Source organism: Streptomyces sp. NPDC030799, from assembly GCF_055572255.1.
The window spans coordinates 160034-183749 of the sequence record NZ_JBVIDS010000018.1; the positions used below are offsets into that span (position 1 = coordinate 160034).

Below are 23716 nucleotides of genomic sequence, written 5' to 3' on the forward strand. Positions count from 1 at the left end.
TCGATGCCACAATCGGAAGCGAGACACCCGGAGGTCGGAATGTACCGCTCGAGTGAGGGGCTGACGGGCAGCTCGGCGCGGCCGTACCCGGTGCATCGAGCCACCAGGCGCTGGTGATGGCGGCCGGCAGGGAAGGACGACGGCCGAAGCCGGCCCGCCCGCCCGACCTGCACCTGCGTCTGCGGTCGGAGCTGGCCCGGATCGACGAGCAGCTGCGCGCCCTGATGTCCTCCATGGACCGGCTGCAGGGCCTGCTGGATGCGGTGGTGGCCATCAGCCGTGAGGTGGAGCTGCCCGCGGTGCTGAACCGCATCGTGACCACCGCGATGGACCTGGTCGGCGCCCGCTACGGGGCACTGGGCGTGCTCAACGAGTCCGGAGAACACCTGGAGCAGTTCATCCCGGCCGGTCTGTCCGAGCAGGAACGCGAGGCTCTGGCCACGACCGGTCTGCCCCGTGGTCTGGGTGTCCTCGGCCACCTGATCCGCTACCCCGAACCCCTGCGGATCGACGACATCCCGGCCCATCCCTCCTCCGCCGGGTTCCCGCCCGGCCATCCGCACCTGCGCACCCTGCTCGGCGTCGCCATCAGTGTGCGCGGACAGATCTACGGCGACCTCTACCTCTCCGAGCGGCTCGACGGACGGCCCTTCGACGTCCACGACGAGAACGTCGTCGTCGCCCTGGCCGGCGCCGCCGGCATCGCGATCGAGAACGTACGACTCTTCGAACGGGTGCGCGTGGGAGCCGAGCAGTTCCAGCGGCTGCTGCTGCCGACACTGCCCGATGTACGGCCTTTCACGGCCGCCGCGATCTACCGGCCCGCCGCCGAGCCCAGTCAACTCGGCGGGGACTGGTACGACGCCATCCCGCTGCCCGACAACGTGGTGGTGCTCGTCATCGGCGACGTGGTCGGCCACGACCTGCATGCCGCGGCCGCCATGGCCGCCACCCGCAACATGCTGCGCGCTCTGGTGTTCGACCAGAGCAATCCGCCCGGCGCAATCCTCGCCCGGCTCGACCGGGCCCTGGAAGCCATCACCAACAATCCCGTCACGACCACCGCCCTGGCCCGCATCGAGCCGGAGGCAGGGGGGTGGCGGCTCCGCTGGAGCACCGCGGGCCACGTGCCGCCCCTGCTGCTCACCCCTGAGCGCCGCGTGGCCTACCTGCTGGCCGAGCCCGGGCTGCCGCTCGGTGTCGACGCCGGGCAGCCCCGCCCGGACCACTCCCGCTTGCTGCCCCCGGACGCCACCGTGGTCTTCTTCACCGACGGGCTGATCGAGCATCCCGGCCATCCCATCGACCAGAGCCTGGACGAGCTCGCCGCGCTCGCCGTGGCCCACGCCGACCTGCCCCTGCCGGAGTTCGTCCAGGCCCTCGCCGATCACCACCCCAGCGACGGGCACGACGACATGGCCATCCTCGCCCTGCACACGCCGCCCGCCTGACCCGGGCCCCCTCGCCGGCGCCATGGAGGATCCGGCGGATCCGGCGGATGATGGCTGCGGGGCGATGTCGACACGGAGGTCGCCCGATGTCTGTCGCGCAGCGTGAACGGCTCCGGCGCAGCGGTGTGGCCGCCGTGGAGATCTGCGCCACCGCCGCGCTGTACTTCGGCTCGGCCAAGCTGGGACTGCTCCAGCAGCTGGTACGCGGCCAGGTCACCCCGCTGTGGCCGCCGAGCGGTATCGCGGTGGCGAGCCTGCTGCTGTGCGGACCGCGCGTGTGGCCCGGGATCGCCCTGGGGGCTTTCCTGGTCAACGTCTCGCTGGGGCCGTCGGTCCCGGCCGTGCTCGCGATCATGGCCGGGAACACCCTCGCGCCCGTCTGCTCCTGGGCACTGCTGCGCAGCGCGGGGTTCCGCAACAAACTGGACCGGCTGCGGGACGCGCTCGCACTGATCTTCCTCGGTGCGTTCACCGGGATGCTGGTCAGCGCGACGACGGGCAGCGGCACCCTGGTCCTCGCCGGTGCGCTGAGCACCGCGGACTTCTGGCCGACGTGGTCGGTCTGGTGGACCGGCGACGCGATGGGCGTCCTGGTGGTCACACCGGTCCTGCTCGTCCTGCGCTCGGCACGTCTGCCGAGGGATGCGCCACCGGCCCGGTGGGCGGAAGGACTGCTGCTTCTCGTCGCCACGGTCGGCGTCGGTTTCCTCGAAACCAGCCGCACTCCGCTGCTGTTCCTCGGCTTCCCGCTGCTGATCTGGGCGGCCTTCCGCTTCCGGCTGGCCGGGGCCGCTCCCTGCGCGCTGGCCGTGTCGACCTTCGCGATCATCGCCGCCGCCGAGAGATCGGGCCCCTTCGCCGGTCACCACCTGCTCACCGAAATGATCACTCTGCAGGCGTTCAACGGTTCCGCCGCGCTGACCGCCCTGCTGCTCTCCGCGGTCATCGGCGAGCGGAACGAGACCCAGCGCGAGATCGCCCGCGCCTGCAGGCAGCTCGCCGGGATGGCGGCCAGGATGGCGACCGGCGACTACACCCCGATGGTCCCCGAGGCGGACGCCGAGAAGGAGGACCAGGCCTGGGTCGAGGACTCTTGACTTGGTTAGTGATTCAGCACTAACTTTCCCCGCATGGTCAGGATGAGCGCAGAAGACAGGCGTGAGAGCGTGATTCGCGCGGCGATCGCCGAGTTCGCGCAGAGGGGGTACCACGGGACCTCGACCGAGGCGATCGCCAAGCGTGTGGGGGTCTCGCAGCCGTACCTGTTCCGGCTCTTCCCCGGCAAGAAGGCGATCTTCACCGCCGCCTCGCTCCGCTGCGTCGAGGACACCTGCCAGGTGTTCGAGGAGGCGGCGAAGGGGCTGGCGGGCGAGGAGGCCGTGCGTGCCATGGCGAGCGCGTACACGCGGCTGATCACGGAGCACCCCGAAAAGCTCCAGATGCAGATGCAGACGTACATCGCCGTCGCGGCCGTCGAGGCGGAGGGGGACAGCCGGTTCGGCGAGGCCGTACGGGCCGCCTGGATGAAGCTCTGGGACACGGTGCATCTCCCGCTGGCGGCCGACGCGGACGAGACCACGAGGTTCCTGGCGTACGGGATGCTCATCAACACCCTCATGGCCATGGGTTTCCCGCCGGGGCACCGCGTCTGGAACGGGATCCGGCTCGGCTAGGCCACGGCCCGGCCTTTGGAGGCGGGCAGCGAACGGCCCTTTCCATGGCGAGAAAGTTAGTAAGCAATAACTAAACGCCAACCACGTGCAGCGCACGACTCACCCGCTGGGGGAAGCAATGTCACAGCAGCAGGAAGCACACCGAGGGGCAGTGGGCTGGGCCCTCGTGATCACCGGTGTCGCCGGATTCATGTCGGCCCTCGACAACCTGGTGGTCACCACCGCCCTGCCCGCCATCCGCAAGGATCTCGGAGGGGGGCTGGACAGCCTGGAGTGGATCGTGAGCGCGTACACGCTCACGTTCGCGGTCCTGCTCATGTTCGGTGCGGCCCTCGGCGACCGGTTCGGCCGCAGGCGGCTCTTCCTCGCCGGCATGGCCGTCTTCACGGGCGCGTCCGCCGCGGCGGCCCTCGCGCCCGGCATCGACTCGCTGATCGCGGCCCGCGCCGTCCAGGGTGTCGGCGCGGCCGTCATGATGCCGCTCACGCTGACCCTGCTCACCACCGCGGTGCCGGCCGAGAAGCGCGGGATGGCCTTCGGCGTCTGGGGCGCCATCAACGGACTCGGGGTCGCCTCGGGCCCTCTCATCGGCGGCAGTCTCACCGAACATGTGTCGTGGCACTGGATCTTCTGGCTGAACGTCCCGCTGGGCCTTGCCGTCATGCCACTCGCCCGTCTCCGCCTCGCCGAGTCCCACGGCACCGGCGCCACGCTCGACATCCCCGGCACCCTCCTCGTCAGCGGCGGTCTCTTCGGGATCGTGTACGGGCTGGTGCGCGCCCCCTCCGACGGCTGGACCGACTCCCCCGTGCTGACCGGCCTGACCGGGGGGACCGCGCTGCTCGCCGCCTTCGTCGTGCACGGCATCTGGGGCAAGAACCCCATGCTCCCCATGCGGCTCTTCCGCTCCCGCGCCTTCTCCGGGATCAACGCAGCGAGCCTGCTGATGTTCCTGGGCATGTTCGGCTCGATCTTCCTGATCAGCCAGTACATGCAGGGCGTTCTCGGCTACTCGCCGACCCAGGCGGGTCTGCGGATGCTGCCCTGGACCGGTATGCCGATGCTCGTCGCCCCCGTCGCCGGCATCCTCTCCGACCGTCTCGGCGGCCGTCCGGTCGTGGCCGCCGGCCTGTTCCTCCAGGCCGTGGGGCTCGGCTGCTTGGCAGTCGTGGCCACCCCGCACGCCTCGTACACCGCCCAGCTGCCCGCCCTGGTCATCAGTGGTGTCGGCATGGCCCTTTACTTCGCGCCGGCCGCCAGCCTGGTCATGTCCAGCGTCCGCCCGCAGGAGCAGGGCATCGCCTCCGGAGCCAACAACGCACTGCGCCAGGTGGGCGGGGCCCTCGGCGTCGCCGTCATGTCGTCGGTCTTCTCCGCCCAGGGCGGTTACGAGACCGCGCAGAGATTCGTCGACGGCCTGCACCCCGCTCTCGTGCTCGGCTCCGCAACGGTGGCACTCGCCGGTGTGGCGACCCTGCTGATCCCGGCCCGGCGCCGCACTCCCCAGAGCGCGGACGCGGGCGCGGCGGACCAGGCGCCGGTGCTGGAGACCACCGCGTCGTGAGCACTGCACCTCGCTGACGCACCCCGCTGACGCACCCCCTTGTGGGGCCCCGCCCCTCGCGGCGGGGCCCCACAAGGGGGTCAGCCGGATACGGGAGAAACGCGCGCCGTCGAGTCAAGAGCCCGCAGACCGAAGGGTGATGACGGCTCGCCTCCCGATGTCACTGCGGCAGAGCCGACACCCTCCCGTCGGCACCCGCGGCGGCGGTGGGCACCGGTCACGGAATGGTGGCGCCCTCCGCGCTCAGCGCGGCCGTCACCGGCTGGAAGAACGTCTCGCCGCCGGACGAGCAGTCACCGCTGCGGTCGCGTCCAGGCCGGTGACCGTGCCGCCGGGGACGCCCGTGGTGCTGCCGCTGCGCTGCACCTGTTCGCCCACGTAGGCGTCGGCGGCCCGGGTGATCTGCTGGGTGCCGCCGTCGCAGAGATCGACGGCGCTCGGCGCGTCGCTGCCCGCGTCGTCGTACTGGACCAGGGCGTAGTCGGTGCCGGGGAACTGCGAGTCTGCTGCGCGGTCGTCCGCCCCGACTGCGCGGACGCAGTCACGAACCGGCCATCCTCTCCCGCGTCCGTGCGCCGCGGGGTGCGGGACGGCGCCCGTGCGGGGCGCCGTGTTCCACGACTGTGTGCGCCGCGGGAAACATGCAGGTTACATCCAGCACCCTGTCGGTTTTCGGACGGATTGGGAGTCTCCTCTTCCCCTTGGACCCCACGCGACGAAACGATGTTCGAAGAACCTTTTCATCACCGCTTTGTGTCGCTGAGCACACCACTCACGTTCAGGACCTCATGACACTGCTGCGCCTGCCGGCCGGTCGCCGGTGTACCCGGCTTCGCACACGTCACGTTCACGGTGACACCGGCACCCTCGGGGATCTTGATGGGAGTGACCCAGTGGTAGTCCTGGTTGCGGAAGGTCTCCAGGGCGATCGTGGTGATCTTCCGTTGGCCGAACGTGATGGTCATGACCCCTTCGTCGCCCTGGAAGTTCGCGACGACGATGTCCGTCACACCGAAGACCTTGCCCGCCGGCACCACATACGTGCCGCCCTTGCTGCGGCCTCCCGAGGTCTGAACGTCGATGGTGGCGGAGCTCTGCTGGCCGGTCCCGGACCGGCCGTCGCCGTCCCCGCCGGACCCCCCGCCACCGGAGCCCGGTGCCACGTCCGCGCCCTGTCCGCCCGGCCGGGAACCCGCACCGGTGCCCGTTCCGTTGCCGGAGCCGGTCCCCGGGGCCGTCCCGTTCTGCCCGCCGGGGGTGGGGCGCGGCTGGACCACCTCGTCGGCAGCCTGCTTGGCGGCACTGCGCACCGCCGGGCGGACCAGCGCGAACCAGGCCAGCAGCAGCGCGAGCAGGGCCGCGAGCACGGCCAGCAGCCACTTCGGGAAGACCGGGATCTGGACGAACTCGGCCTCCAGCGGCGGCCGTACGAGAGCCTCGGGCCGCTCGGCACCCTCCGCCGCCCCGGTGTCGGAGGCGCGCACGGTGAACGGCCAGACGGCGGGCTTGCCGAACCAGACCGGCTTGCCGGTGCGCACCCGCAGCCGGGTCTCCGCCGATTCACCGGGCTCCAGGTTCAGCTCGCCGGGGGTGAACCCGAACCGCAGCTCCTCCCCCGGCTGTTCCGGCGTGAAGACCACCCGGGCCGGGGAGTTGCCCTCGTTGCGCACCGCCAGCCGGTAGCGGCCGCGCAGCCAGCCGCGCCGGCGACGCGGGAGCACCTGCGCGCGCAGTTCGTGGAATTCCTCGATGTGCACCGTGGTCTCGGGCACGGTGACCGCTTCGGGGTGCTCGGCCGGCAGCACCCGGACGCCCAGCGGCAGGTCACCCGCCCGGACCTCGGGGCTGCGCGGCGGATCGAGGCGGATGGTCACCGTCTCGGAGGTGCCGGGGTAGAGCGAGACCCGCTCGGGCTCCACGGTGGCCCAGGCCTTGCAGTCGCCGACGACCTCCAGGGTGTACGCCTCGACGATGTCGCTGTCGTTGCGGACGGTCAGTCGGGTCGAGGCGGTGCCGCCCGGCGTCACCGTCACGGCGGGGATGTCGAGACCGGGCGCTCCGGGTCCAAAAGAGGCTGCAGATGGCGTCACGCCACGACCGTAGAAGCCGGGCCGCACCGTCACGAGAGATGCGAGGGCAACACCCGGGCAGTCGGTATGCCCCGCGCGGTCAACGCGAACTCGACGGATCGGCAGGGCAGTTGACCGCGGCCCGCGCTGCACGCGGCCCACCGGCCGACGGCGCCGGCCGCCCTGTGCCGTCCCGGTCCCGTCCCGCCACTCCTCTCCGTGTCCCCCGTCATGAATCAGGAATCCGCCATGTCCCGCTCCGCAGAAGAGAACGCTCTCAAGACCACCGGCACGCCGCGTCGTACCGCCCCCGCCGTCCACCCGCACCGGGTGACCGTCGCCGTCTACGCGCAGGATCTCGTGCTGCGCCTCGGCGTCGTCCACCAGTTGCGCCAGCGCCCCGAGGTGGAGCTCGTCACCGACGCCGAGGCGGACCGGGCGCGGACATCGCTCGTCGTCGTCGACTCGGTGGACGACGAGGTGATGGCCCTGCTGCGGCGGCTGCAGCACAACGGCGCCACCCGCACCGGCCTCGTGGTCGGCACGTTCGAATCGGCGGCGCTGCAACGGGTCATCGAGTGCGGGGTCGCGGCGGTGCTGCGGCGCGCCGACGCGGACCAGGACCGGCTGCTCCATCTGGTGCTCGCCCTGGTCAACGGCGAGGGAGTGCTCCCCGGTGATCTGCTCGGCAAGTTACTGAGCCACGTGGGCAGCCTCCAGCGTTCGGCGCTCGATCCGCGCGCTCTGGCCCTGTCCACGCTGACCCCACGCGAGGCGGACATGCTGCGCCTGGTGTCGGAGGGGTTCGACACCTCGGAGATCGCACAGAAGACCGCGTATTCCGAACGGACCGTCAAGAACGTGCTGCACGAGATCACCACACGGCTCCAGCTGCGCAACCGGGCACACGCGGTCGGCTACGCGCTGCGCAACGGGCTCATCTGAGGTCCTCCCCGCGGCACGTCCGGCGGGTGTCCGGCCCGGGGGCCCGACCGCCGCACGGGCGGCCCGGCCCCGGCCGCTGCCCGAAAGCGCACCCCGCACTTCCCCCGGGCACGGCCCCGCCGCCCTGACGTGCGCCGCGCCGACCGGCGCACAGTGGCGGGGCGACCCTGGTGTTCGAGACTGCGAGGTGGACCGTGAACGGCACCGCTGGCCCCGGCGGGCAGCGCCGGCTGGGGAGATTCGGCGCGTCGTTGCTCCTGCTGGCTCCCCTGCTCGCGGTGACGGCGGCCTCGGGGCCGGGCAGCGCGGCCCCGGCGCCGCGGGCAGCCGCCGCCCCCGCCACCCGCATCACCTACGCGGGCACCGGACACCGCAGCCTCGGCCGGGTCGCCACCACCACCTCCAGCAAGCCGCTGTTCGGCGCGGGCCCGGCGCACTACGACGTCCAGCCGTCCGCACGGGGCGATGCGCTGGTGTTCGCGAGCCGCCGCGACGACAAGCGCCCGCAGATCTATCTGCGGGCCCCCGACGGTGCGGTGCGCAAGCTGACCAGCGGCCGGGACGCGGCGCACCCGCGGCTGACCCCGGACGGCAAGGCGGTGGTGTTCGACTCGGCCGAGCCGGGTGGCCCGGACGGGAAGAAGCAGCGCGACCTGTGGCTGGTGCGCACCGACGGCACGGGGCTGACCCGGCTGACGGACACCCCGGCCGACGAGATCAGCCCCACCGTGTCACCGGACGGCACCCGTCTGGCGTACGCCGGTGACGGCGATGGGACGGCCGGGCAGCAGATCTATGTACGGCCGCTGGCCGGGGGCACCGCGGCCCCGGTCACCGGCGCGCTCGGCGGCACGGCGGCGGAACCCGTGTGGAACCCGGTGAACGACCCGGCGCACCGGGACCTCATCGCGTACACCTACACCGCCGACAAGGCGACGGGCCCGCGGCTGCGGGTGACCGGCACACCGGCCGGCGACCAGCCGCTGCTGGCGGGGGCGCAGGCACAGTGGCGGACCCACGGGGCAGCCTGGCTGCCCGACGGGGACGGGCTGCTGTTCCTCAGCCCCGACCGCACCTGCAACTGCGAGGGCGACTGGGACCATGTGTTCCGGGTGCCCGCCCACTCCGCGGACACCCCGCAGCTGGTGCTCAGCGAGGACCGCGCGGTCGGCTCGCCCACCTGGCTGGGCCCGCTGAACGGCGGCCAGGCGGTGGTGGACCGTACCTCGGCGGCCGGTCCGCACGTGGTGACCCTGCAGGACGTCCGCCTGGACGGCGCCGACCCGCGCGACCTCGGGCTGACCGTCCTGAAGGAGGACCCGGCGGCGGACACCAACACCGACCCGGCGAAGGATCCGCTGTTCAACCCGGCGGCCGGGTACGACCCGTGGACCGAGCGGCAGAACTACACGCCCGACGGCCGCCGTATCGTGGTGACCCGGTTCGAGGACGGCCCCGCCGGGCGGATCGAGCGGATCTGGACGGTGGACGCCGACGGCTCGGACCCGGCGCCGATGCCGCTGGCCGGACGCGGCCCGAGGAACTGGGACACCGACCCCACCTTCTCGCCCGATGGCAAGTACCTTGCCTTCACGCGGACTTCACCGGGTGGGGTCGGATCCGCCTCGGGTCCCGGCCGTATCCTGATCGCCGACGCCACCACCGGCGCGCTCGTCCACGAGATCGTGCCGCCGGCCGGGCAGCAGGCGGGCGGCGACGCCCAGCCCACCTGGTCCTCCGACGGCACCACCCTCGCCTTCACCCGCAACGAGGTGATCGACGGGGGCGGCGGCAACAAGCACATCTGGACCGTGCCGGTGAACGCCCTGGACCAGCAGCGCGATCTGAGCGCGCGGATCTGTCCGGGCACCTGCGCGGTCATCGACGACAGTCCCGCGTTCTCGCCGGACGGGCGCTCGATCGCCTTCAACCGGAAGAACGGCGGCGGCCGCATCGACGAGCACAACGGGCTGCTGGTCACCTCCGTGTCCGGCGACGACTGCCGGGCCCTGCTGCCCGCGGCTGCCCGGAACACCGCCGACGCCTGCCACCAGGAGCTGCCCGACACCTCGGTCACCGGCCCGCACCAGCCCCGCGACGCGGCCTGGACGGCCGACGGCACAGGGATCGTCTTCAGCTCGCGCAGCGATCTGCCCGCCGACTGCCCGGAAAAGCTCCTCCTGCTGAAGATCGCGACCGGCCGTCTGTCGCCGCTCACCACCCAGCTGCCGGGACGTCAGAAGGAGCCGGGCGTGCAGCAGTCGGTGAACCTGGCGGTGCACGCGCCGGGCACGGCGCCCGCGGTCACCGTCGGCACGGCCACGACGATCCGCGTCGACATCGTCAACAACGGCCCCGCCGCCTCTCCCGGCACCCGGCTGACCGTCGCGCCGCCGGCCGGCGTGACCGTCACCCGGGTCCGCCGTCCGGGCGGTACCTGCGACGCCGCCTCCCTCCAGTGCGACATCGGGGTGCTGCCGCCCGGCGCCACCGTGCCGGTGACCGTGACCCTGACCGGGCGCACCGTGGGCGACCAACCGGTGGACTGGTCCGTCACCGGCAGCGTGATCGACCCGGAGCCGGGCGACAACACCGCCCGCACCGTGGTGCCGGTGCGCCCGGCCGTCCCGCCGCACCCCCGCCCGACCCCGACCCCGCCGCACCCCGGCCCGACTCCCACCCCGCCGCACCCCGGGCCGACCCCGCCTGCCCCCAGGCCGACGCCCGTGCCGGCGCCGCCCGCGCCGGAGGCCGGGCCCGGTGTCCGGGTCACGGCCCAGCCCGACCCGGGCTATGTCGGCGGACGGGTGGTGGTGACGTACACCGTCCGCAACGGACGCAACGCGCTGGCCACCGGGCTGCGGCTGCGGATCGGGCTGCCCGCGGGGATCCCGGACGGCGGGCCGCCGCCGGGCTGTGACGCCGGCCGGCTGTGCGCGCTGCCCGACCTGGCACCGGGCGCCTCCGCCGTCGTACGGGTGGTACTCGCCCCCGACCGTGCGCTCACCGGCCGTGCCACCGGTGTTCTCACCACCACCGGGACGGACGCCGACCCGGGGGACAACAGGGCGCGCACGACCCTCCGGATCCTGCAGCCGCGGATCGTCGCCGTACCGCCGATCGGCAGGCCCGGCTTCGTCACCTCGGTGCGCGGCAGGGACTTCCCGCCGGGAGTCCCGGTGCGCTTCTCCTGGAAGCCGGGGATCACCGCGGCCGCGGCGCCGACCGTGCCCCAGCCGGACGGCACGTTCATCGGCCAGCTGCTCATCCTCGCCAAGGACCAGACGGGTCCGCGCACCATCACCGCGCGCGGCCCGGGATTCTCCCCCGTGAAGACCGGCTTCCTGGTGGTGAACGGCAGCGTGCAGCCGCCCGACGAGGTGACCCGCCGGTGATCCACGAGGTCGACGAGGCGCTGCGCGGCCTGCTCGGCGAGTCCGGCCTGGAGGCGTCCGGGGTCGAGATCGTCTTCGACGCGCCCACCCGCGACTGGGCGGCCCGCCGCAACGCGCCCACCGTCTGCGCCTTCCTGTACGACATCCGGGAGGACACGAGCCGGCGCGGCAGCGGAGCCGGGGAGATGTACGACGCGGACGGGTACGTGGTGGCGCGGCGCACCCCGCCCCGCTGGTTCGAGCTGACGTACCTCGTCACGGCGTGGGCGAGCCGCCCGCAGGACGAGCACCGGCTGCTGTCGCAGGTGCTGGCCGCTCTGGTGGCGGCCGAGGCGCTGCCGGAACGGCTGCTCACCGGCTCGCTGGCCGAGCTCGGTCTGACCGTCGGGCTGGAGACCGCCGGGGCCGCGCTCGACGCTCCGGCCGCCTCCGATGTGTGGTCGGCGCTCGGCGGAGAGCTGAAGGCGTCACTCGGGGTGCGGGTCCGCGCGCCGCTCGCGGGTGTGGACAGGGCCGCCGCGCCGCCGGTCACCGAAGGGCTCGTGGTGCGCGGCGCGGACCGTCGGCAGGACGCGGATCCGGTGCCGGGGCGCAGATTGCGCTACGAGGGGGTGAGCGACCCGGGTCCGGACGGCTTCGCCGGTCCGCGCGAGCGGCGCCCGGCCCCCGCCCGCCGCCGCCGAGGAGACCGCCAGGCATGACGTACACCACTGACACCGACCACCGCGGCGACGCCGGCATCAGCGGCCCCTCAGCCGTCGGCCATGTCGTGAGCACCGGCCGCGGGGCCGCCGCGGACGGAGCGGATCCGCTGTGGGGGCGGCTGCGCCTGGTCGAGGAGCGGGTGCGGCATGCGGTGGCGGCCCGGCGCGCCACCGACCCGGACCCGGACGATCCCTACCGGGGCCAGTACCTCACGCCCGAGGCCGTGGAACGGATCCTGGACGAGCCGGGCGGGCTCGCCGTACCGGGGTACGAGCCACCGCCCCCGCCGCCGGGGTCCGCGCTCGGCGCGCTCGCCGCGCGGTTCGGCCTGTCGCCGCTGGACACGGATCTGCTGCTGGTCGCGCTGGCCCCGGACCTGGACGCGCGGTTCGAGCGGCTCTACGGCTATCTCAACGACGACCTGACGCGCCGTCGGCCGACCGTCGGGCTGGCTCTGGAGCTGTGCGGGCTCCCGTCGGCGTCGGCCGCACGCTTCCGCCTCTCCCCGGGCGCCCCCCTCGTCGCGGGAGGTCTGGTGGAGGTCACCGAGCCGCACCGGCCGCCGCTGTCGCGGGCCCTGACGGTGCCGGACCGGGTGACCGCACATCTGCTGGGCGGGACCGAGCCGGACGCCCGGCTCGCCGGAGCGCTCGGCGAAACCGGGGACGACCCCACGGCCGACGCGGACGAGGTCGGCCGGGCGGCATCGGCGGCCCGCTCCGGGACGGGCCTGGTGCATCTGCTGGACCGGGGCGGTGACGCGCCGGGCCTCGCCGTCGCGGCCCTGCGCACGGCCGGACTGCCGTCGCTGGTCCTGGACGCGGCGGCGGTCACCCGGCGCCCCGGCGACGTACCCGCGCTCGCCCGGGTCGCGGCGCTGGAGGCCCGGCTGACCGGTGCGGGGGTCGTCCTCGGCCCGCTGGAGGCGCTGCCCGCGGAACCCGCCGAACAGGCCCGCACCCTGCGGGAGTTCTGTGCGGCGCTGCGCGGCACGCCGCTGTTCACGCACGGTAGGGCCGGCTGGGACCCGGCATGGGCGGCCGACACCCCGGTCGTCCTGCCGGTGGCCCCGCCCTCCCCCACGCGGCAGGCCGCGCGCTGGCGGCACGCCCTCACCCTGGCCGGCGCCGACGACCGTGTGCACGGTGACGCCGACGTGCTCGCCCGGGCGGTCGCCGCGCACCGCCTCGACGGAGGGCAGCTGCGCCGCGCCGCCGAGGCGGCGGTGCGCGGTGCCGCCCTGGCGGACCGCCCGCTCCGTCCCGACGACCTGCGCTCGGCCGTGCGGGCCCAGAACGGCGCGGGCCTTGCCCGGCTGGCCCGCAGGGTGGAGCCGGGCGTCGGCTGGGACGATCTGGTGCTGCCCCCGCAGGTCCACCGCAGGCTGCGGGAACTCGCCGTGCGCGCCCGCCACCGCGAGCAGGTGCTCGGGCAGTGGCGGATGCGGCCGGGCGGCGGCCGGGGGCGGGGGGTGATCGCCCTGTTCGCCGGCGAGTCGGGCACCGGCAAGACGATGTCCGCGGAGGTCGTCGCGGCGGATCTCGGCATGGACCTGTATGTGGTCGACCTGTCCACGGTGGTCGACAAGTACGTCGGCGAGACCGAGAAGAACCTGGAACGGATCTTCACCGAGGCGTCCGCGGTCAACGCGGTCCTGCTCTTCGACGAGGCCGACGCGATCTTCGGGAAGCGTTCGGAGGTCAAGGACGCGCACGACCGGCACGCCAACATCGAGTCGGCGTACCTGCTGCAACGCATGGAGTCCTTCGACGGGATCGCCGTGCTGACCACGAATCTGCGGGCCAACCTGGACGAGGCGTTCACGCGGCGGCTCGATGTGGTGGCGGAGTTCCCCGTGCCCGACGCGGCCCACCGGCTCGCCCTGTGGGAACGCTGCCTGGGCGACCGGCTGCCGCGCGCGGCAGACCTCGATCTCCGTTTCTGCGCCGACCGTTTCGAACTGGCCGGCGGCTCGATCCGGGCCTGCGCGGTGACCGCCGCCTACCTCGCGGCGGAGTCCGGGGAACCGCTCACCATGCGGCAGTTGGTGTCGGCCGTGGTGCAGGAGTACCGCAAACTCGGCCGGCTGGTCCTGGAGAGCGAGTTCGGACCCTGGACACGGGAGCTGCTCACCGAGTCCTGAGCGGGGCGAGACCGGTGGCGGCGTGCGCACCGGAGCCTGGGACGCTCGGCTCCCTCCCGAAGCCGGACAGGCGCTGCACGACCCCGGGGTGTCCGCGCCGGTGTGCCCCGGCGCCTGCGTGAACGGCGTCAGGGCCGGCAGCGCGGGCACCGGCACCCGACCCGGCCTCACCCGCCGGGCTTCGGCCTCCGCCGTCCCCGACGACCCGTGGTTGCCGCAGGTGCGGGCGCGGACGCCGACGGCCGCGCGCCGAACGGTCGGTGGACCCCGTGGACAGCCGTACGCCGGAGGAGTCGGCGCCCAGGCGGGCCCCATCCGCCGGCCCACCGGTCCGGCCTGACGTCTGCTCCCTGCCGCCTCCTCGTCGGCACGCCTGTCGCGTCCTCCAGTGGACTGGGCCGCACGCTTCGGTGTCCAGGCCCGCACGGGCAGGAGGGAGCCGCCCGGCGAGGCGCCCGGACGGTCCGCGCGAACGTACCAAAAGGCAGCGGGGTTGCCCCCGGCCAGGTACCCCCGCCCCTGTCGCGGGGCCGCAGGTGCCTCGGAAACTCGGCATCGACGCAGGTGACCCGATGGAACCCGAAGGAGCGAGCATGCCGACGTACCTCACCCCGGGCGTGTACGTGGAGGAGGTGCAGTCCGGTGCCCGTCCGATCGAGGGGGTCGGCACCGCCGTCGCCGCGTTCGTCGGGTTCGCCCAGAGCGGCCCCTTCCACGAACCGACACTGGTCACCACCTGGGACCAGTACACGCAGCTGTTCGGCGGCTTCACCGAGGGCACCTACCTCGCGCACGCCGTGTACGGCTACTTCTCCAACGGCGGCGGCGCGGCCTACATCGTGCGGATCGGCGGCTCCGGCGCGAGTTCCTCCGCCACCGTGGCAGACCGCGGACGCGACTCCGGAGAGGTCCGGGCGGCCGAGCCCGTGTCCCTCGGCGGGTTCCTGGTCGCGGCCCGGCCCGGTGCCTCGGGAGTGTCGGTGGAGATCGCCGACCCGGAGGGCGAGAACCCGCCCGAGGACCGCTTCAGGCTGCTGGTCCGCCAGGGCGACCAGGTGGCCGAGACCTACGACGTCTCCACCCGCAAGAGCGTCAAGGGCTATCTGGTCACCCAGGTCCGCGCCTCCCGGCTGATCGAGGTCACCGAGCAGCGCGGCGCCGCCCAGACGCGTCCGGCGAGCCAGACCGTGGCCCTGCCCGACGCTCCCGCCTCGCCCGCGGCGACCGGCTCGGCGGAGGTGTCGCGGGTCGATCCGGCCGAGTACGTCGGTGACGCCGCCGCCCGGACCGGGTTCGCCGGCCTGGAAGCCATCGACGAGATCACCATGGTCGCGGTGCCGGACCTGATGGGTGCCTACCAGCGGGGCGACCTCGACGCCGAGGGCGTGCGCACGGTCCAGCTCGCGGTGATCTCGCACTGCGAGCAGATGGGCGACCGGGTGGCCGTCCTGGACACCCCGCCGGGGCTCACCGCGCAGCAGGTGCGCAACTGGCGCAACGACGAAGCCGGTTACGACTCCCGGTACGCCGCCCTCTACTACCCGTGGGTGCGGGCCTTCGACCCGGCGGCCGGCCGCAACACCACCGTCCCGCCGAGCGGTCACGTCGCGGGTGTGTGGGCGCGCAGCGACGCCGAGCGCGGTGTGCACAAGGCGCCCGCCAACGAGGTGGTCCGGGGCGCGGTGGATCTGGAGATCCGGCTCGGCAAGGGCGAGCAGGACCTGCTCAACCCGATCGGCGTGAACTGTGTGCGCGCCTTCCCGGGCCGCGGCATCCGGGTGTGGGGCGCCCGCACCCTGTCCTCCGACCCGGCCTGGCGCTATCTGAACGTCCGGCGGCTCTTCAACTACCTTGAGGAGTCGATCCTGTTGGGCACCCAGTGGGTGGTGTTCGAGCCGAACGACGACCGGCTGTGGTCGAGCATCCGGCGCAACGTCACCGCGTTCCTCACCGAGGAATGGCGCCGGGGCGCGCTCTTCGGCCGCACCGCCGAGGAGGCGTTCTACGTCAAGTGCGACCGCGACAACAACCCGCAGGAGTCCATCGACCAGGGCCGGGTCGTCTGCGAGATCGGCGTCTCCCCCGTCAAGCCCGCCGAGTTCGTGGTGTTCCGGCTGGCCCAGTTCTCCGACAGCACCAGCCTCATCGACGAGTGACCCGCGGGTCTGGCAAGGGAAGGTGACAGACAGTCATGGCAGAGGGCGATGCTCTTTCCACTCACGTCTTCGGCGTGCAGCTCGGCGGGTACATGGTCGAGTCGATCCAGGAGATCAGCGGGCTGACCGTCGAGGAGGAGGTCGTCGAGGTCAAGCAGGTCAGCTCGCGGGGCAAGCAGATCATCCGCAAGCAGCCCGGCGCCCGCCGGGCCGGCGAGATCACGATCACCCGGGGACTCGACAAGAGCAGCGAGTTCACCAAGTGGATCAAGGAGACCCTCAACAACGGCGCCGTCGACACGGCACGCCAGAACCTCACCATCGAGATCAAGGACTCCAAGGGGGACACGGTCCGCCGTATCCAGCTGATGAACGGCTGGGCCTCCAAGTGGGAGGGGCCCTCCCTCAAGGCCGGCGAGTCCTCCGCGGCCACCGAGTCCGTCACGATCGTGTTCGAGGAGATCGTCGTCGAATGAGGCGTCGTACGGTCACGGCGGGCAGCCTGGAGGAGATCCTGGAGGCGACGGCGCCCGCCCCGGCGGCCGAGCAGCCGCCGGCCCCGGCCGCCCGCACCGCGGGCCCCCAGGAGCACGGGCTGCGCACGGAGTTCGAGTTCGAGCTGCCACGCGGGTACGTGGACGAGGCGGGCACGGTGCACCGGCAGGGCGCGATGCGCCTGGCGACCGCCCGCGACGAGCTGCGGCCCCAGATCGACCTGCGGGTCAAGGAGAACCCGGCCTACCTGAGCGTGGTGCTGCTGAGCCAGGTGATCACCCGGCTCGGCACCATCACCGATGTGCACGCGGGGATCGTCGAGCGGATGTACGCCACCGATGTCGCCTTCCTCCAGGACTTCTACCGTCGCGTCAACAGCGAGGGGCACACCCGCGCGGCGGTGACCTGCCCGCACTGCGAGGGCTCCTTCGAGGTCGACCTCTCGGGTGGGCGCCTGGGGGAATCGTGACGTACGCGCTCCCCCGGCTGCGGGAGGAGATCGCGTACATCGCCTACCACTTCCACTGGCCCCGCGAGGAGATCCTCGACCTCACCCATGGTGAGCGGCAGCAGTGGGTGACCGAGATCGCTCGCATCAACACACGTATCAACGAAGGCGGTTGAATTCCATGGCGTGGCGCGACGCACTGCGCCGCCGGGCCGGCACCGGGTCCGCGGGGGCTTCCGCGCGCGGGGCGGCCGACCGGTCCGTGCCGGGTCCGGCGAGCGCGGCGCCTCCCGGTCCCGCCGCGGCGTCGGTGCCGGGCGACTGGGACGGCGGCTGGCGCCGCACCCCGCCGCCGGCCCTGACCGTGGCCCGCGCTCCGCTGGGCGTCAGCGACGGGCTCGCCTTCCGCTCGGGCCTCGCGTCCTGGCAGGACCCGTCCTTCGACACCGGGCTCGGCCATGCGCTGCTGCCCTCCGCGCCGGTGGGCCTGATCCACGGCGTCACCCGCCCGGCGACGCCGCGCGGCGTCCGCGCCGACGGCGGCCCCCTGTTGCTGCGGGTGCCACGGCCGGACACCGAGAAGGCCACCGAGGCCGGCCCCGCCGCCCCGCTCACCGGCGACCGCCGTACGGGGAGCCCGGACGCCGGCACGGCCGGCGGGCGGGGAGACGCCCGGACCACCGCTGGCTCCGGACGGACGAGGACTGCCGCGGCCCCTTCGACGCAGCGGCCGTCCGGGACCTCACCGAACCGTGTGGCCGTGGCCTCCGCCGTGCCCCGGGCACCGGTTCAGCGGTCCACGACGGCGGCCGGCGACCAGGCGGTACGGCCCGCCCGGCCCGAGGACCCGGCGGTCGCACCGGAGATCCCGGTGGTACGACGGGTCGCCGTGGTGCCGCACACCTCGGGCGACGAGGCCGGGCGCCGCACGTCGCCGAGCGGACCGGACCACGCTCCTCCCGGCCGCCGTACGCCCCCGCAAACCGGCCCCGCCCGCACACCGGGCACCGGCCGGACGGGACGCGCACCCTCCGGTGGAGTGACCCGACGCCCCTTCGCGACGGAGGAGCCGGGGTCCGCCGGGATGGACGAGCCGGGGTCCGCCGAAACCCGCGGCACGAGCGCCGCGCCGGTGCGCCCCCGTGCGCTGGGCCCCGCGTTGACCGTGGCCCGGCGGACGATCGGACCGGTGCGCCGGATCGCGGTGCTGCGGCCCGCCGCCCGCCCCGGCACGGCCGCGGAGGCACCCGGGGCGGCCTCGGACACGGCGTCCACGCCGGCCTCGACAGGGACCGCCCGGCACACCACACGATCGGCACCGGCCACACCGCCGACACCGGCCACACCACCAGTCCAGCGCGCCGAGTCTCCCGGCCGGCCGGCGACCCGCGCACCCCTGGGCACCCCGTTGCCGGAACTCCCCTCCACCGCCATGTCGTTGCCTGTCGGCACCAGCCCGACAGACCGGCAACCCGAGCTCCCCGACGAGTCGGTCACCCGGCCGCCGCAAACGGAACTCACCGTCACGGTCCATCCCTTGACTCCCGACGCCGACCCAGCAGTCCAACGAGCTGAGCCCTCCGACGAACCGGCCCCCCGGGCACCCCTGGGCACACCACTTCCAGAACTCCCCGTCGCCGACCGCCCCTTGACTCCCGACCACCACCCAATAGTCCAGCGAGCCGAGTCCTCCGGCGAACCAGCCACCCAGGCACTCCCGCCCGCAGCCCGCCCATTGACCGCCGACAACCACCCGACGGCCCAGCGCACGGAAACCCCCGACGAGCCAGCCGGCCGGGCGCCCCTGGGCACACCGCTGCCTGAACTCCCCACCACCGCTCGCGCATTGACCTGGGGCGACCACCCAGCAGTCCAACGCACTGAGTCCTCCGACGAACCGGCCACCCGGGCACCGCTGGGCACACCACTTCCAGAACTCCCCGCCGCCAACCGCCCCTTGACCCCCGACGACCACCCAGCAGTCCAACGAGCCGAGTCCTCCGACGAACCGGCCACCCGGGCACCCCTGGGCGCACCGTTGACCGAACTCCCCGCCGTCGCCCGTCTGTTCACTGCCAATGACCGACCGGAGGCCGGACCGGCGCTTCCGGTCGTGCAGCGCCAGGCGGACTCCGGCGCGTCGGTGCCGGACCCGCGCGGCGGCAACCCGGCAACCCCGTCGGGGGACCAAGCCGGGGTGCCGACCCCGGCCCAGCGGTCCCGCCGGGACAACCGGACCGGGGCGTCCGGTGCCCGGGCCCGCGGCGGTCTGGGTGCGCCGCTGCCCGCCATGCCGCCGACCGCCGAGCCACCCCGCCCGGCCGGCCCGGACCTGCAGCGGGCCCCGGTACGCCCGGCCGGCGCTGCTCCGGGCACATCTCATCCCCCTTCGGGGACGGCTGGCGGCACGGTCCCTCTGCTCGGCGTGGCGGACACCGGACAGCGCGCTGTGCTCGCCGGCTCCTCACCCTCCGGCGGCCTTTCAGCCGCGCCGACGACGGCCGCCCCGCCCGGGGTGCCGGTCGTCGCGCGGCCGACGCCCCCGGAGCGGCCCGAAGGACCGGCCACCGCACACCCACGGTCGGCGGACGGCGCCGCCGTCCCTCCTGCTTCTGACGCGTCTTCTGCCGCCGCCGCACCCGGTACCGCGGGAACAGCGGCACCGGACGCGCCGCGCCCCGACGGACCGGCGATCAGTGGCCGAGTCGTGCCGGGACCGGCCGTCGTCGCCCGAGCTGTCGCCACGCCCGTCGTCACACCCGTCCTCACGCCCGTCGATGCGCCCGGCGGTGTGCCTCACCGTGCGCCCGGCGGTGTGCCGGGAACCGGTCCGCGGACGTCCGGTGTCGTCGTCGGGCAGCCGCCGACCGCCCAGCGGTCGGCGGCGTTCTCCGCGCCGCGCACGCTCTCCCTGCTGGCCGCACGTCCGCTCACCGTCAACACCCGTGTCCCCCAGGGCGTTGCGTCGCCACGCGTCGACGTCGCCCGCGCCGCCCGGCGTCCCGTCGTAGCCGCGACCTGGCAGCGCGAACCGGACCCTGCGCAGGGTGCGGGGCCTGCCACGGCGGTGCGGGAGTCCACGCGGCCGACGCCACCGGTACAGCGGCGGACCACTGCCGCACCGGCAGGCCCTCACCACTCGCCGCCGTCGAGCGCAGCGCCCCGCCACCGGGCCGTTCCCGTCGTGCGGCCCCATCCGCTCGTCCAGCGGGCCGGGGCCGACGAGCACGACGCCGTACGCCCGGCCGCGATGCCGCTGACCGACGCGCAGGCCTCCCCGCTCCAGGACCGCCCCGTGCCCCCGGCCGCGCCCGGTCCGGCCGCACCCGTGGTCCGCGCCGGCCGTCCGGGGTCCGCCGGGGTCCAGGCGGTGCCGCTCCTCCAGCGGGACGCGGCCGCCGCGCAGGTGCCGGTGACGGCGGTACCACCGCGGGGACGGCAGCGGTCGGCCTCCGCACCCCCGCAACCGGGGGCGGCCACCGGCACGGATGCGGACCGGTCGTCGGGGGTGCCGCACGAGCCCGGCATCGACCTGGACGAGCTGGCGCGGCGCCTGCTGGACCCGCTGGCCCGGCTGCTCCGCGCCGATCTGCGGCGCGGCCGGGAACGCGCGGGCCGCCCCTACGACGGACGCCGCTGAGGACAGGGAACGGATGACCAACGGATGACGGACAACATCTTCGCGACGAGCGTGTTCTTCCGGCTCGCGATCGGCGGCAACGACCTGGGGGCCTTCCACACCTGCTCCGGCATGGGAGCCGAGGTGGAGATGGAGAGCTATGCCGAGGGCGGCAACAACGGCTTCACCTGGCAGCTGCCCGGCCGCGTCACCTGGTCGAACATCACACTGACCCGGCCGGTCACCGCCGACACGGCGAAGATCGGACGCTGGCTGGACCAGACGCTGCGGCGCGTGGAACCCAAGGACGGGGAGATCGTGGCGCTGAGGCCGGACCTGACCCGGATCATCAGCTGGCAGGTGCTCGGCATCGTGCCGGTGCGCTGGCAGGGGCCGTCCTTCGACCCGTCGTCCTCCGAGGCGGCGGTGGAGACGCTGGAGATCGCCCACGAAGGTCTGCGGCCTTCCTGACGTTCCCTCACCAGCGCACGGAAGGAGTGCCCTCGTATGTCCCCTGCGGTCCGCACCAGCCGGGCCAGGGCGCAGCTGACCCTGAAGGAGCCCCCGGCAGCGGTCGGCGCCCGGCCCGGCGGCACGCTCGCCCGGCTGGACCTGCAGTTCAACCCCTCCAGCCTCCAGCTGCGCAAGACGACCGAGTGGCGGCGCAGCCCGTCGCGGATGGCCGGGCAGTCGGCGCTGCCGGAGTTCGTGGGCAGCGGGCCGCGGGAACTGAGCCTGGAGGTCTTCCTCGACGCGACCTCGACCCACGACGACTCGGTCGAGCAGGCGGTGGAGAAGCTGATGAAGGCCTGTGTGCCGACCCCGGCGAGCCTCGCCCGCAAGAAACCGGCCAGCCCCTGGGTGCGGTTCGAGTGGGGCACCGCCCGGACGACCTCGTTCGACGGGGTGCTGTCGAGCCTGTCGGTGACGTACACGCTCTTCGACGTGGACGGCAAGCCGCTGCGGGCGACCTGTGCGCTGTCGGTGTCGGAGGCGAGCGTCGACCCGCCGGGGCAGAACCCCACCTCCGGCGCGCGCACGGCCCGCAGCACCCACACCCTGGTGGCCGGGGACAGTCTGGCGCTGCTGGCCTGGCGGGAGTACGGCGACGCGACGGCCTGGCGGGCCATCGCCGAGGCCAACGGGATCGACGACCCGCTGGCCCTGGTGCCGGGCACCGAACTGGTGGTCCCGGCACTGGGCGACGCGGGCGGTGAGGAGGAGCCGTGACCACACCCGAGGCGCGGGGCGGCCGGTCCTTCGCGGCGGACCCCGTCGTGGAGGCCCCCGGCGAGCTGCCGCCGGTCTGGACGGCGCAGCTGGTGAGCTGCGTGGTGGACGAGAACGTGGGCCTGCCGGACACCGCGGTGCTCACCTACCGCGATCCCGACCACGAGTTCCTGAAGTCCACCGGTATCACCCTCGGCACGCCGCTGCGGGTGTCGGTGGTGACGGTCGCCGGGCAGGCCCGGGAGCGGCTCTTCAACGGCGAGGTCACGGCGGTGGAGATCGACCGCGACGGCACCGGGTCGTTCACGGTGGTGCGCGCCTATTCCGTCGCCCACCGGCTGCAGCGCGGCCGGAAGGTGGTGGCGTACCGGAACATGACGGCCGCCGCCATCGTCCGCAAGGTGGCCGCCGGTGCGGGGCTTTCGTGCGGGAAGGTGGAGGCCGCGCCGGTCACCTACCGGCAGCTGTCGCAGGCCAATGTCTCCGACTGGGAGTTCCTGCGGTACCTGGCGGGCGAGCACGGTGCCCAGGTGCGGGTCGACGACCAGGGGGTGCTGCAGTTCACCCGGCCCGAGAAGGCGTCCGGTGCGCCCGCGCCGTCGACCCCGGCCACGCAGAGCCCGATGGTGCTGGAGTACGGCCGGAACCTGCTGGCGCTGCGGGCCTCGCTGTCGGGGGCGGACGGCGCGTCCTCGGTCGAGGTGCGCGGCTGGGACGTCACCACCAAGAGGCCGTTGGTCGCCCGGCACCAGTCGGTGACCAGCGAGACGGTGCTGCCCGGTCTCGCGCCGCAGTTCGCCGCCCGGTTCGGGAAGTCGGCGAAGCTGACGGTGACCGACACGCCGTACCGCACGCAGGCCGAGACGACCGCGGTCGCGGATGCGACGGCCGCGCAGGTCAGCGCGGGCTTCGGCGAATGGGAGGCGGTCGCCGAGGGCAACCCGCGGCTGCGGGCCGGCCGGCCGGTCGCGCTCGGCAACGTGGGGCCGGCCTTCTCCGGCCGGTACACGGCGACGGCGGTGCAGCACAGCCTGGAGCCGCACGGCGGCTACCGGACCACGGTCTGGGTGAGTGCCAGCCCCGACCGGTCCCTGGCCGGCCTGGTGACCGGCGCTAACGCGCCCGACCGCGGGCCGCGCATACCGGGCCTGGCGATCGGCGTGGTGACGGACGTACGGGAACCGGGCGGCGCGCAGAGCGGCGGCGTCCGGCTCAGGTTCCCCTGGCTGGACGACACCTACGTGACCGACTGGGTGCGGACCGTGCAGTGGGGCGGCAAGGGCGGGGGCGGTGTGGTGAGCCCCGAGGTCAACGACGAGGTGCTCGTCGGTTTCGAGCAGGGCCTGCTGGACAGCCCGTACGTCATCGGCGGCCTGTACAACGGCGTCGACCGGCCCTCGCCGCACGACGTGCCGCTCGTGGACGGGACCAGCGGCAAGGTCAACCGCCGTTCGGTCGTGTCCCGTTCGGGGCACCGGCTGGAGCTGCTCGACGCGCGGGCACCGGGTCCGTCCGGGGTGCGCTTGCGCACCGCGGACGAGCGGCTGGAAGTGCTGCTGGACGACCGGAACAACCGGATCGAGCTGACGGTGTACGCGGCCGGCGGCCGGCGGGCACTGTCCTTCGTACGGCTGGACGGCCAGGGCATCACGCTCGACGCGAAGACCGGCAAGGTCAGCGTGCGGGGCGCCTCCGTGGAGATCGACGGCACCACGGCGGTCCGGGTCGGCGGCCGGTCGGTGAGCGTCACCGGCCAGACCGACGTCACACTGGACGGCGGCCTGCTGGGGGTGCTGAAGGCGGACCTCGTACGCATCAACTGA

General features: G+C 73.8%; 18 protein-coding genes and 1 pseudogene. 16 read left to right on the plus strand and 3 right to left on the minus strand.

Annotation, left to right across the window (positions count from 1 at the left end):
• Positions 1–116: 116 nt before the first annotated feature.
• The 4 genes from ACZ41I_RS36860 (at position 117) to ACZ41I_RS36875 (ending at position 4688) form a co-directional block, all read left to right on the plus strand.
• A complete protein-coding gene (locus ACZ41I_RS36860) occupies positions 117–1451 on the plus strand; it encodes a PP2C family protein-serine/threonine phosphatase (RefSeq protein WP_399765535.1) in 1335 nt (444 codons plus the stop codon).
• Between the two features lie 86 nt (positions 1452–1537).
• A complete protein-coding gene (locus ACZ41I_RS36865; RefSeq protein WP_468516200.1) occupies positions 1538–2548 on the plus strand; it encodes an MASE1 domain-containing protein in 1011 nt (336 codons plus the stop codon).
• Between the two features lie 33 nt (positions 2549–2581).
• Positions 2582–3124, plus strand: a complete 543-nt coding sequence (locus tag ACZ41I_RS36870; protein WP_363217415.1) for a TetR/AcrR family transcriptional regulator — start codon at positions 2582–2584, stop codon at positions 3122–3124.
• A 118-nt stretch (positions 3125–3242) separates the two neighbouring features.
• Positions 3243–4688 (plus strand): MFS transporter, encoded by a 1446-nt coding sequence (locus ACZ41I_RS36875; protein WP_468516201.1) that lies wholly within the window; start codon positions 3243–3245, stop codon positions 4686–4688.
• 217 nt (positions 4689–4905) lie between these two features.
• Here the strand turns inward: ACZ41I_RS36875 and ACZ41I_RS36880 are convergent.
• Positions 4906–5192, minus strand: a pseudogene (locus tag ACZ41I_RS36880) (chymotrypsin family serine protease); the annotation flags it as partial.
• 239 nt (positions 5193–5431) lie between these two features.
• Positions 5432–6778 (minus strand): hydrolytic protein, encoded by a 1347-nt coding sequence (locus ACZ41I_RS36885; RefSeq protein ID WP_399765545.1) that lies wholly within the window; start codon positions 6776–6778, stop codon positions 5432–5434.
• A gap of 228 nt (positions 6779–7006) precedes the next feature.
• On the opposite strand from ACZ41I_RS36885, the gene ACZ41I_RS36890 reads away from it, so the two are divergent.
• The 8 genes from ACZ41I_RS36890 to ACZ41I_RS36925 all read left to right on the plus strand — a co-directional run bounded on the left by ACZ41I_RS36890 (position 7007) and on the right by ACZ41I_RS36925 (position 17220).
• Positions 7007–7702: a helix-turn-helix transcriptional regulator gene (locus ACZ41I_RS36890; protein WP_363217417.1), complete on the plus strand. Its 696-nt coding sequence runs from the start codon at positions 7007–7009 to the stop codon at positions 7700–7702.
• Positions 7703–7896: 194 nt separating this feature from the next.
• Positions 7897–11097: a hypothetical protein gene (locus tag ACZ41I_RS36895; protein ID WP_468516202.1), complete on the plus strand. Its 3201-nt coding sequence runs from the start codon at positions 7897–7899 to the stop codon at positions 11095–11097.
• Positions 11094–11798 carry a Pvc16 family protein gene (locus tag ACZ41I_RS36900; protein WP_363217419.1) on the plus strand — a complete coding sequence of 235 codons (705 nt, stop codon included), beginning with the start codon at positions 11094–11096 and terminating at the stop codon, positions 11796–11798. The genes ACZ41I_RS36895 and ACZ41I_RS36900 overlap by 4 nt, the downstream gene beginning before the upstream one ends.
• Positions 11795–13945: an ATP-binding protein gene (locus ACZ41I_RS36905; protein WP_468516203.1), complete on the plus strand. Its 2151-nt coding sequence runs from the start codon at positions 11795–11797 to the stop codon at positions 13943–13945. The genes ACZ41I_RS36900 and ACZ41I_RS36905 overlap by 4 nt, the downstream gene beginning before the upstream one ends.
• 593 nt (positions 13946–14538) lie before the next feature.
• Entirely contained in the window at positions 14539–16101 is a 1563-nt protein-coding gene (locus ACZ41I_RS36910; protein WP_363217423.1) for a phage tail sheath family protein, read from the plus strand.
• 35 nt (positions 16102–16136) lie between these two features.
• Positions 16137–16577 carry a phage tail protein gene (locus tag ACZ41I_RS36915; RefSeq protein ID WP_363217424.1) on the plus strand — a complete coding sequence of 147 codons (441 nt, stop codon included), beginning with the start codon at positions 16137–16139 and terminating at the stop codon, positions 16575–16577.
• Positions 16574–17065 carry a hypothetical protein gene (locus ACZ41I_RS36920; RefSeq protein ID WP_468516204.1) on the plus strand — a complete coding sequence of 164 codons (492 nt, stop codon included), beginning with the start codon at positions 16574–16576 and terminating at the stop codon, positions 17063–17065. The genes ACZ41I_RS36915 and ACZ41I_RS36920 overlap by 4 nt, the downstream gene beginning before the upstream one ends.
• Positions 17062–17220, plus strand: coding sequence for a DUF6760 family protein (locus ACZ41I_RS36925; RefSeq protein WP_363217426.1), 159 nt, complete (start codon positions 17062–17064; stop codon positions 17218–17220). The genes ACZ41I_RS36920 and ACZ41I_RS36925 overlap by 4 nt, the downstream gene beginning before the upstream one ends.
• A gap of 613 nt (positions 17221–17833) precedes the next feature.
• On the opposite strand, the gene ACZ41I_RS36930 is transcribed toward ACZ41I_RS36925, so the two are convergent.
• The gene (locus ACZ41I_RS36930) at positions 17834–18496 is read right to left on the minus strand and encodes a hypothetical protein (protein ID WP_468516205.1); all 663 of its coding nucleotides are present in this window, start codon (positions 18494–18496) and stop codon (positions 17834–17836) included.
• A 586-nt stretch (positions 18497–19082) separates the two neighbouring features.
• Here ACZ41I_RS36930 and ACZ41I_RS36935 point away from each other — a divergent pair.
• The 4 genes from ACZ41I_RS36935 to ACZ41I_RS36950 are packed head-to-tail and all read left to right on the plus strand — an operon-like array spanning position 19083 to position 23716.
• The gene (locus ACZ41I_RS36935; protein ID WP_468516206.1) at positions 19083–20684 is read left to right on the plus strand and encodes a hypothetical protein; all 1602 of its coding nucleotides are present in this window, start codon (positions 19083–19085) and stop codon (positions 20682–20684) included.
• Between the two features lie 24 nt (positions 20685–20708).
• Entirely contained in the window at positions 20709–21134 is a 426-nt protein-coding gene (locus tag ACZ41I_RS36940) for a phage tail protein (protein ID WP_360083165.1), read from the plus strand.
• Positions 21135–21170: 36 nt separating this feature from the next.
• On the plus strand, positions 21171–21893 hold the full coding sequence (locus ACZ41I_RS36945) for a CIS tube protein (RefSeq protein WP_363220307.1): 723 nt from the start codon (positions 21171–21173) through the stop codon (positions 21891–21893).
• Entirely contained in the window at positions 21890–23716 is a 1827-nt protein-coding gene (locus ACZ41I_RS36950) for a VgrG-related protein (protein WP_468516207.1), read from the plus strand. Before ACZ41I_RS36945 ends, ACZ41I_RS36950 begins: the two co-directional genes overlap by 4 nt.